This is a genomic window from Actinomyces minihominis (assembly GCF_900187855.1).
GTDB classification, from domain to species: Bacteria; Actinomycetota; Actinomycetes; order Actinomycetales; family Actinomycetaceae; genus Scrofimicrobium; species Scrofimicrobium minihominis.
The window spans coordinates 1-9933 of sequence record NZ_FYEG01000015.1 but is presented as its reverse complement, the minus strand read 5'-3'; the positions used below and the strand labels follow the sequence as shown (position 1 = coordinate 9933).

General features: G+C 58.8%; 7 protein-coding genes and 1 pseudogene. All 8 read left to right on the top strand.

Annotated elements, in window-relative coordinates:
• Window positions 1–537: MSCRAMM family protein (locus tag CS903_RS09410; RefSeq protein WP_277984889.1), on the top strand; the 537-nt coding region annotated here is incomplete at its 5' end.
• Window positions 534–2102 (top strand): SpaH/EbpB family LPXTG-anchored major pilin, encoded by a 1569-nt coding sequence (locus CS903_RS09120; RefSeq protein ID WP_099333247.1) that lies wholly within the window; start codon window positions 534–536, stop codon window positions 2100–2102. The genes CS903_RS09410 and CS903_RS09120, both read left to right, overlap by 4 nt.
• 143 nt (window positions 2103–2245) lie before the next feature.
• Window positions 2246–3160, top strand: coding sequence for a class C sortase (locus tag CS903_RS09115; protein ID WP_099333246.1), 915 nt, complete (start codon window positions 2246–2248; stop codon window positions 3158–3160).
• Between the two features lie 136 nt (window positions 3161–3296).
• The gene (locus CS903_RS09110; RefSeq protein WP_099333250.1) at window positions 3297–3812 is read left to right on the top strand and encodes an aminoacyl-tRNA deacylase; all 516 of its coding nucleotides are present in this window, start codon (window positions 3297–3299) and stop codon (window positions 3810–3812) included.
• Window positions 3813–4280: 468 nt separating this feature from the next.
• Window positions 4281–5449 (top strand): IS3 family transposase gene (locus CS903_RS09105; protein WP_099333249.1). Its coding sequence is split into 2 segments (ribosomal slippage): window positions 4281–4565 and window positions 4568–5449, totalling 1167 coding nucleotides; the frame shifts between segments, so codons are not numbered across the junction.
• Window positions 5341–5838: pseudogene (locus CS903_RS09815) on the top strand (hypothetical protein); the annotation flags it as partial. The gene CS903_RS09105 and the pseudogene CS903_RS09815, both read left to right, overlap by 109 nt.
• 254 nt (window positions 5839–6092) lie before the next feature.
• Window positions 6093–7409 (top strand): elongation factor Tu, encoded by a 1317-nt coding sequence (tuf, locus tag CS903_RS09100; RefSeq protein ID WP_370737665.1) that lies wholly within the window; start codon window positions 6093–6095, stop codon window positions 7407–7409.
• An 816-nt stretch (window positions 7410–8225) separates the two neighbouring features.
• The coding region (locus CS903_RS09095; RefSeq protein ID WP_242491833.1) for a SpaA isopeptide-forming pilin-related protein at window positions 8226–9933 on the top strand (1708 nt) is incomplete at its 3' end.

Genomic DNA, 9933 nt, shown 5'->3' with positions numbered 1-9933 from the left:
ACAGACAACCGCGTCCCTAACGTGCGGATTCCCGGCAAGGTCTCTTGGCAGAAGGTTGACGAGTCCGACCGTTCGAAGTTGTTGGGCGGTTCCGAGTGGCAGCTCGTGGGCCCAGCCGGTGAAGAGTCGAAAATCCAAGGAATTGAAGACTGTGTCGCTAGCTCTGCCGGAGATTGCTCGGGGCTCGACAAGGACCCTGTTGCGGGCAAATTCAAACTGGAGGGCCTGGCTTGGGGCGACTACACCCTGACAGAAACGAAAGCCCCGGCCGGGTACGTGAAGTCCGATTGCAAATACACATTCACCATCGAGGCGGCCAACGCGGGTAAGTCCGTCACCCTGGAGCCCGAGGGCAGCGACTGCGACCTAGGTGACAACAACGCCATCCCCAATAAGCAAGCCGAAGGCCCCTCCCTGCCGCTGACCGGTGGAGCCAGCGCGTTCATGATCATCGCGATCAGCCTGGGCCTCCTGGGCATGGCCGCAACGCTCGAGGCCCTACGGCGAAAGAAAAGATCCAGGCCCCTCGAAGCATGAAGCGGCCCAACACAAAAGTTTGTAAATCTTCTGCGGGTAACCACCCGAGGATGAAAGGAAAAGAGAAAGAGATGACAAAAGTAAGGAAATCGCTGACACGGCGAGCCCTAGCTGGCGTTGGTGCCCTTGCCTTGGGTGCTACCGGCGCGCTCGGCCTAGCCACGACAGCCTTCGCAGCGCCTGGATCCGACGTTCCGTGGGAGCACGGTTCGCCAACAGAGGGCTCGCTGACACTCTATAAACATGTGAGCGATGAGGGTAACTCCAATGCCGGAAACCCGGGGGGCAAGGCGCTGAAAGGCGTCACGTTCACCGCAACACGTGTCGGAGTGCTCTCCGGCACCGACTGTGAGCCCATTGATCTAGGCACTGAAGCTGGCTGGACACAGTGGAACGATCTAGCGAAGGAACAGGGCGGTGAACTAGCCGGGGAATACTGCCTACTTGACGGTGACAACGACACCGTGTGGTCCGACAAGACGGACGAGAAGGGCGAGATCACCTGGGAGCACCTGCCACTGGGTGTTTACTACGTGCAGGAGACTGACTCGGGTGAGAACTTGATCGCGACGTCGGCGAAGCCGTTCTACGCTTCGGTCCCGCAATCCGTCTGGATTGATGGGGACTTCAAGGGGTGGGATTACGCCCCTGTTGCTTACCCGAAGAACGAGCTGAACACCCCGGATCTTCCCAGCAAGACAATCGGCAAAACGGATGATTGGCAGGTTGGAACGGACGTGACGTGGACGATCACGGCAGTGGTGCCGAAGTCTGATCTTCCGTACACCAGCATTGTCCTTAATGACACGCCAAACGAGCAGATGACCTTCAAAGATTGGGGAATCATCATGATTGGCGGCGACGAGTTGGAGGGCCCTGGGGACGACGGCCATTACACCGTCAACGGAGGGAAACTAACCTTTACTGATGCGGGTTTAAAAAAGCTGAACGCTGTTACTAAACTTGCTGACGCGACCATTACAGCAGGCGTCACCACGACTGTGAACTCGAACGCTACTGGTGGCGAACTCGAAAACAAGCCAAGCATCGACATTAACGGCGTCACTGGTGAGCAACCTAAGACGAACCCGTCGACTAACTGGGGTGTCCTCAAAATCCTGAAATACGATGGCAAGAACACCGAAACGGTGCTCAAAGATGCCGAGTTTGCTGTCTGGCCCAAGGACGATGACGGCTGTGGAGCCGCGGCCCCGGAAGGTGCGCCCAGGATTACGACTGGAGACAGCGGAATAGCGAGCAAGGTCGTTTGGGTGAGCGACTGGGAGGCAGACGACACCACACCGGACTCCAAGCTCTACTGCGTGCAGGAAACAAAAGCACCGGCGGGGTACTTGATCGATTCGACTGTCCGCGAGGTGACGGTCAAGAGTGGTGACACTGCTGATAAGGTTCTTAACGTTCCGAACGTGAAGCCTGACGGCCCCGACTTGCCCCTGACCGGTGCTAACGGGACCGTGCTGCTGATTGTTGGCGGTATCGCTTTGGTTGCTCTGGCTGGCGGCGCTCACATCGTGATCCGCAATCGCCAACGGGAAAATGCGTAAGTACACACTGACCAAAATACAGGTAAAAAACCGCAGAAAAAACCCCAAAACCCTAGGGTTAGGGGGGGGGAGAGACTGTGTCTCTTCCCGCCACATCACTATTACTAGTAAAATGGCACTAGCAAACTGGCCGGAGGGAAACGATGGGCGATAGCGGGAAACGGTTGGCGCACCCTCGTCGGAAATGGCGGCTCAACTGGCTGACGCTGATCGTGGCACTAGTTGCCCTAGCCGGACTGATCGGCATCATGTACCCCTCCACCGCCGCCTGGTGGTCCCAATACCACGAATCTAAAGCCATCGAGGCCTACACGGAACAAGTCCGCGTCGACCCGCCACCCGGGAACAGCCACCGGATAGAAGCGGCCCGCGAGTACAACGAGCGCCTTTCAACAGGAGACCTATCGATAGGAGTAGGAGCGAACAGGCCCGAGCTCCTTGGCGAAGTCGACGACGAGTCAGGCTACTGGGACCTGCTGAGCAGTGACACGGGAGTCATGGCTCGGCTCAGAATCCCCAGCATCGACGTGGACCTACCGATCTACCACGGGACAAGCGACGCGGTCCTAGAAAAAGGCGTCGGACACCTGCAAGGGACATCGCTGCCGGTAGGGGGGATCGACACGCACTCGGTCCTCACCGCGCACACCGGGCTGGCGAAAGCCACCTTGTTCAACAACTTGAAAGACGTGGAAATAGGGGACACGTTCACGGTGACCGTGTCCGGGGAAGTGCTGACCTATCAGGTTGTGGAGACGCAGACGATTTTGCCCAGTGAGACCGGCTCCCTGATTATCCAAGGCGGGCAAGACCTGGTGACACTGGTGACGTGTACGCCTTTGGGGATCAACACGCACCGGTACCTGGTGACGGGGGAGCGAGTGGAGCCAACCCCGATAGCAGATGTGGAGGCAGCCGAGCGGACGCCTGAGGTGCCGAGGTTCCCGTGGTGGGCGGTTATCCTCCCCAGTGGTGTGGTGCTGATTGGGGTTTACGTGTGGCGAACCGGGTACCCGCCGAAGCCGAAGAAGAAAAAGGGGACCTCCCCTCGTCCGTGAGCACGACCCGCCACCTCCGTGAGTCCGCCCTGTGCCGCCCCCGCTGCCACTTATCCGCGAAATCGAGGAGTCGTGCCAGACTTGGGGTCTGGGAGGGCATTCTTTGGCTCGACAACTCGATTTCAGCGAGGGCTCAATGAGTAAGAAAGATGCCACCCCCACCTCGAGCACCCCGACGCCTGCCATTGCAATGGTCCAAGACGCTGGGGTGGCGCACCGGGTCCACGAGTACGTTCTGGATGATCAGTTGGACCAGGGGACGTCACTTGGGGCAGCCGCCGCCAAAGTGTTAGGGGTTGACCCCGGGCAGATGTACAAGACCCTGGTGGCATTTGTGGAGGGGAGGCCGTGTTGTGCGCTGGTCCCCGTAAACGCGCACCTGAAGCTCAAAACCCTCGCAGCCGCGGCTGGGGGCAAGAAGGCCAGCATGGCTACCGGAGCTGAAGCAACCCGGCTGACTGGCTACGTGGTTGGCGGGATCTCTCCGTTTGGGCAGCGCAGGCAGCTGCCCGTCTTTGTGGACAGCAGTGTCTTGGATTGGTCAACGCTCTACCTGCCCGCTGGGAAACGTGGCCTCACCTTGGAAGTGGCGCCCCAGGTGTTGGAAGGTCTGCTGCACGCCACTGTGGTCTCGGGGCTCGCGGATACCTGAGCCCGCGGGTGGGGGCTCTGCGACCTTTGCCGACCCTCGCGTCCGCCGGACCTTGTCCCTGAAATCGAGCAGTCGGGCCAGACTTGGGTCCCTAGGGGCTGTTGTTTGGCTCAACATGTGTTTGGCAGGGTTGGGGTAGGTCGTTTAGCAGCTGTTTTTAGGTCGTTTAGCAGCTGTTTTTAGGCCGGTTGGCTGGCTGTTTTTGGGTCGTGTTGCAATGAAAATTTGGGCCACTACTGTGACGTGTTTTGCAGTGTGGTTAGTGGCGGGTGCTGATGCCTGTGGGCATGGGCCTGCCAGTTCCGGTTAGTTTCCTTTGAGAACGCTTCGAAATTTTTCAGACAGCGGAGCGTCCTAGAGGAAAGAGAAATAGAAAGTGACAGTACCAATGCCCGTTATTGGGGCTGCTGCACGTTTAGGTGACATTCGATATGGCTAGCTTTTGGCTGGCCTGGAAGGATGATCATCATGCCCGCAAAATATCCCGAGGAGTTCCGAGACGACGTGGTCCGTGTCGCGTTGAACCGTGAACCCGGTGTCACGCTGCCGCAGATTGCGAAGGACTTCGGCATCCATGTCGGCACCCTCGATAAGTGGTTGCGGCAAGCCCGTATCGAAGACGGTGAAAAGCCCGGTATGACTCTTTCAGAGAATGACGAACTCCGAGAACTGCGCCGTCGGAATAGGCTGCTCGAGCAAGAAGTTGAGGTGCTGCGTCGTGCTACCGCGTATCTGTCGCAGGCGCATTTACCGGGAAAAGGCTCTACCCGCTCGTGAGAGAGCTCGCCGCTGACGGGATTCCTGTTGTGGTGTCGTGCCGGGTTTTGAAGCTCTCACGTCAGCCCTATTATCGGTGGCTGAAATCACCAGTGCGAGAGCGTGAACTCGTGCAGGCGTATCGCGCGAACGCGCTCCATAATGCGCATCTGGAAGACCCCGAGTTCGGGCATCGGTTGCTTGCCGACGAAGCAAAACAAGCCGGTGAGGCAATGTGCGACCGGAGTGCGTGGCGGATCTGCCGTGATAACGGCTGGTGGTCTGTGTTTGGGAAGAAGAAAGCACGAGGTAGAGGAACCAGGCCCGGGCCTGCTGTGCATGACGACCTTGTGCAGCGTGAGTTCACTGCGACAGCCCCGAACGAATTGTGGCTCAGCGATATCTCGGAGCACTGGACGCGTGAAGGCAAACTCTATATTTGCGCGGTGAAAGACGTGTTCTCGAACCGGATCGTCGGCTACGCGATCGACTCGCGAATGAAGTCATCACTCGCAGTCAGGGCACTGAACAATGCAGTAATGCGGCGAGGGAACGTAGCCGGTTGCGTCCTGCACACGGACAGAGGATCGCAATTTCGGAGTCGGAAGTTCCGGCGTGCGCTTGACCAACATGGCATGGTCGGGTCGATGGGCAGAGTTGGTGCTGCCGGTGACAATGCAGCGATGGAATCATTTTTCAGTTTGCTGCAGAACAACGTCCTTAACCGGCGCAGCTGGGCCACAAGAGAAGAACTGCGGCTCGCGATCGTGACATGGATCGAGCGCACCTATCATCGGCGGCGGCGACAGGCCAGGCTGGGGCGTTTGACGCCGGTCGAGTACGAGGCCATTATGTACGAGCAGGTCGCACTCGCTGCCTGACACAGTTGTCACCTACTCGTGCAGCAGCCCCCACCGTGATAAATACCTACACGGAGGATCCGGCTAAGTTAGGCACTTTCACTCTGCGCGGTGCGGTGCAGGGGTTGCACGAGGACCGCATGGGAAGTGACGCAACGCTGGAAGTGACCGCGACGTGGGAGACCAGGAGTCGCGGCGCCAACACCGATCCAGTGCAGCACTCGGAGCGCTTCTTTGTTCCCGCTTTTGGGGAACCCGTTCCGGGCCCGAAGGATGTCCCTGAGGGTACCGAAGTGTTCCTCACCCTCACCTCCGCCCCAACTGTCGAAGGCTTCACCTGGTCTGGCGCCTCCTTCACGCCGCGTTCAGTCGTTATCAGTTCGGCAGAAACTCCCGAGGTGACTGCCGCTGCCACCTACGCGCGGGTAATCCCGAAGTACGGCGGTTTCTCCCTGCAGAACCTGCTGGGCGGGGTCCAGGCGAGCGACTTCTCGCCGGGTACCTCATTCATAGTCCGTGCTTCCTGGGTTCAGGATGACGTTGGACGTTCCGAAGAGTTCGCACTCCCAACAGACGGCACCCTTGTAGCCGGGCCAACGGGCATTCCCGTGGGCACCGAAGTCCGCTTCAGCGTTATCCAATCCCCGCGCGCCAAGGGCTTCGCGTGGCAGTCGGCAAGTTTTGCTCCGGCAACCCTGGCCGTAACGGACGGTGGAAACCACACCGTGCAGGTGTTGAACCTGCAATTACCAAGGTTCTGGCTGACAAGTACCCAGACCTCAACACCTTCAGCCCGTTCGATCAGGTCGACAACGCACCTGAAGAGCGCGAGCGTGGCATTACCATCAACGTTTCTCACGTTGAGTACCAGACCGAGGACCGTCACTACGCGCACGTTGACGCCCCTGGTCACGCTGACTACGTCAAGAACATGATCACCGGTGCCGCCCAGATGGACGGTGCAATCCTCGTGGTTGCAGCAACCGATGGCCCCATGGCTCAGACCCGCGAGCACGTTCTGCTTGCTCGCCAGGTTGGTGTTCCCACCATCCTGGTTGCCCTCAACAAGTCCGACATGGTTGATGACGAAGAGATGCTTGAGCTGGTTGAGGAAGAGGTCCGTGACCTTCTTTCAAGCCAGGGCTTCGACGGCGACAACGCTCCCGTTATCCAGGTTTCTGCACTTAAGGCTCTTGAGGGCGACGCCGAGTGGGGCGCCAAGGTTGCCGAGCTGATGGACGCGGTTGACACGTTCGTTCCGACCCCGGAGCGTGACATGGACAAGCCGTTCCTGATGCCGATTGAGGACGTTTTCACCATTACCGGCCGTGGCACCGTTGTCACCGGTCGTGTTGAGCGTGGCAAGCTCCCCATCAACTCCGAAGTTGCCATCCTGGGTCTGCGCCCGGAGCAGAAGACGACCGTTACCGGTATCGAGATGTTCCACAAGCAGATGGACGAAGCATGGGCTGGCGAGAACTGTGGTCTGCTGCTGCGCGGTATCAAGCGTACCGATGTTGAGCGTGGCCAGGTTGTTGCTATCCCGGGTTCGATTCAGCCTCACACCAAGTTCCGCGGCCAGGTCTACATCCTGACCAAGGCTGAGGGTGGCCGTGAGAAGCCGTTCTTCTCGAACTACCGTCCGCAGTTCTACTTCCGTACCACGGACGTCACCGGCATCATCCAGCTGCCTGAGGGCCGCGACATGGTCNGCGGCCAGGTCTACATCCTGACCAAGGCTGAGGGTGGCCGTGAGAAGCCGTTCTTCTCGAACTACCGTCCGCAGTTCTACTTCCGTACCACGGACGTCACCGGCATCATCCAGCTGCCTGAGGGCCGCGACATGGTTATGCCTGGCGACACCACCGAGATTGACGTTGAGCTGATCCAGCCCATCGCAATGGAGGTCGGCCTCGGTTTCGCTATCCGTGAGGGTGGCCGCACCGTTGGTTCAGGTAAGGTCACCGAGATCATCGAGTAGTCAACCGAACATTTAGTTTCACCGGAAAGCCCGGCTCCCCGAAGTGGGGGGTCGGGCTTTTTGCTACCCAAAACAAGGGCGCAGGTTCCTACGTGCTCTAACCTGAGCGGTGCAAAGTTGGCGGCCATTCCTCCGCGCCGCCCAAGAGCTTTGCCTGCGTGCCATAGGGGTCCTTCCGCACCGCAAAATGCGGCCCACAAAGTATTACAGGGGCTGTTTGCCTGCAACCTCCGTAACGATTGAGCAACGAAATCGATCGTCTAGAAAGCTGTGACGCTTCTAGCATGCTGTTTCTTTACCGTTCTTTTGATTTATATCTGCGCAGGTCCCGACTGGTTTCAAACAAATCGATCGCGAATTCGGCACAACTTAACGCCATTAAAGTGTTAACGCAGCGTTATACCGGAGAGCGACCACTGTGAATAACGACGTTTAATTCGGTAATGTGGACGCTAAGGTCCGCCGTGCCCGAAGCGGTGACCGAAAATTTCAGACCGCAACTTCGAGGATCCGTTGGGGTTCCAAAGGAAAGCTTCCTGCTGGGAGCCGTCCTTATTTCCCTACTGATCCGCAGATTCAACACAGTGGAGGATCGTCGTGAGTTCGACGTATAGGCACGCATTGCGCAAGCAATCGCAAAAAAAGCCGCAATGGGCGCGAGGGGTGTTCGCAGCCGTCGCTGCATTAGCGCTCACAGCCACCGCGTCAATCGGAGCGATCGCGGCGGTCGGTGACCCGCAAAGTTCAGACGAATTCCAAGCGGCACCCGCAGCCGCTGCTGTGGAGGCAGACACCGCACCTAAGGAGTCTGCAGAGGTGGCCACAGAAAGTCAGGACACACAGGAAGCTCCGGTTGAATCGGCGCCAGTCGATGGCGACGGTGGGGGCGAGGTCCAGGCACCGGACCAAGCCTTGAACAGCGAGCCAGATGGCGCGAACTCAAGCGAGCCCGCTGCGGAGGCCAACGACGGCGGCGCGGAAAGCTCTGCTGAGACCCTCGACCAGGATGGCGAAGACGCCGTCGGACCCACCGTCGGCGGCCCCATCGAAGCAGGCCAGAATTCGCCAGTCACGGTGACCAATGCGTACTCAACTCCCGGCACCGGCTCATACAGCTCAAATGGAGACTCCACGAATCCGGCCACATGGAACGGTACAGACACTCAGCAAGACCCCGACCAGGCCAAGCTGCTCGCATTCGAATCGCAGATCGTCGGGTCCGGCGATGCTGCAAAACTCCAGGCCACTTGGACCCGTCCATCGAATACAGGAACCTTCGGTTGGTCTATCGAGTACACCAACGCCCCCGAGCGGTGGGGGACAGGAGGAAAAGGATCCTATATGGTTCCCCAGCCGGATCGGAGTATGGGCGGACAGGTTGTGTTCGTGGATTCGAGTAGCTCCAAAGCATCCGTTTGCGTCTACACAGCACCTAACGTTCCGAATCCAGTTGCCTATCCGTCAGGATGGAACTCACCCGGGTGTACGGCCCTCGTCTACGCCGAGACCGTGAGCTTTGACCCGCCTACCGATGAGAAGCAAAACCATGGGCCCCAAGAGGTCTCGATAAACATCCCGTTAGGAGACGGAGCTTTTGGCAAGGACGGCTGTCCGCCCAAGGTGGGGTCAACCGGTTACGTTCGGTCATGGACTGGGAACAGCAGGCAGCTCCAGAACTGGGTTGCTCCGGTGCAACAAGACAACTCGGGAGTCAGCACCTGCGCGACCGTGAGGGTCGACAAAACCTGGGAGATCGACGGCGTGACGATTAAGGACGGGCAGCAGCCTGACGGCTTCACGGCTGCACCTGTAATCAATGGCAAGCAAGGCGTCTTCGGAAAGGTTTACGACCGCGCCCCTGACGCCGACTCAACCAAGCCGCTGTTCCAACAGGGGGACCCCGTAACAATTGCGGAGTCGGACCCCAAATATCCGTTGTACTGCACGCTCGCCTCTAGTGGACCAACCACATCCCTGGAGCTCCGGGAGGACGGGACCTACGAACTAGAGAAGGGTCTAAACACCTTTGCTTTCACCAACACCTTGGTGTGTAACTTCAAGGTCTCTTGGCAGAAGGTTGACGAGTCCGACCCTTCGAAGTTGTTGGGCGGTTCCGAGTGGCAGCTCGTGGGCCCAGCCGGTGAAGAGTCGAAAATCCAAGAAATTGAAGACTGTGTCGCTAGCTCTGCCGGAGATTGCTCGGGGCTCGACAAGGACCCTGTTGCGGGCAAATTCAAACTGGAAGGCCTGGCTTGGGGCGACTACACCCTGACAGAAACGAAAGCCCCGGCCGGGTACGAGCAGTCCGACAAGACCTACATATTCACTGTCAACACTGACAACGTGGGCGAGGACGGAGTAGTCGAGATTTCGATCCAAGACGGTGAACCTCTAGGCACAGACAACCGCGTCCCTAACGTGCGGATTCCCGGCAAGGTCTCTTGGCAGAAGGTTGACGAGTCCGACCGTTCGAAGTTGTTGGGCGGTTCCGAGTGGCAGCTCGTGGGCCCAGCCGGTGAAGAGT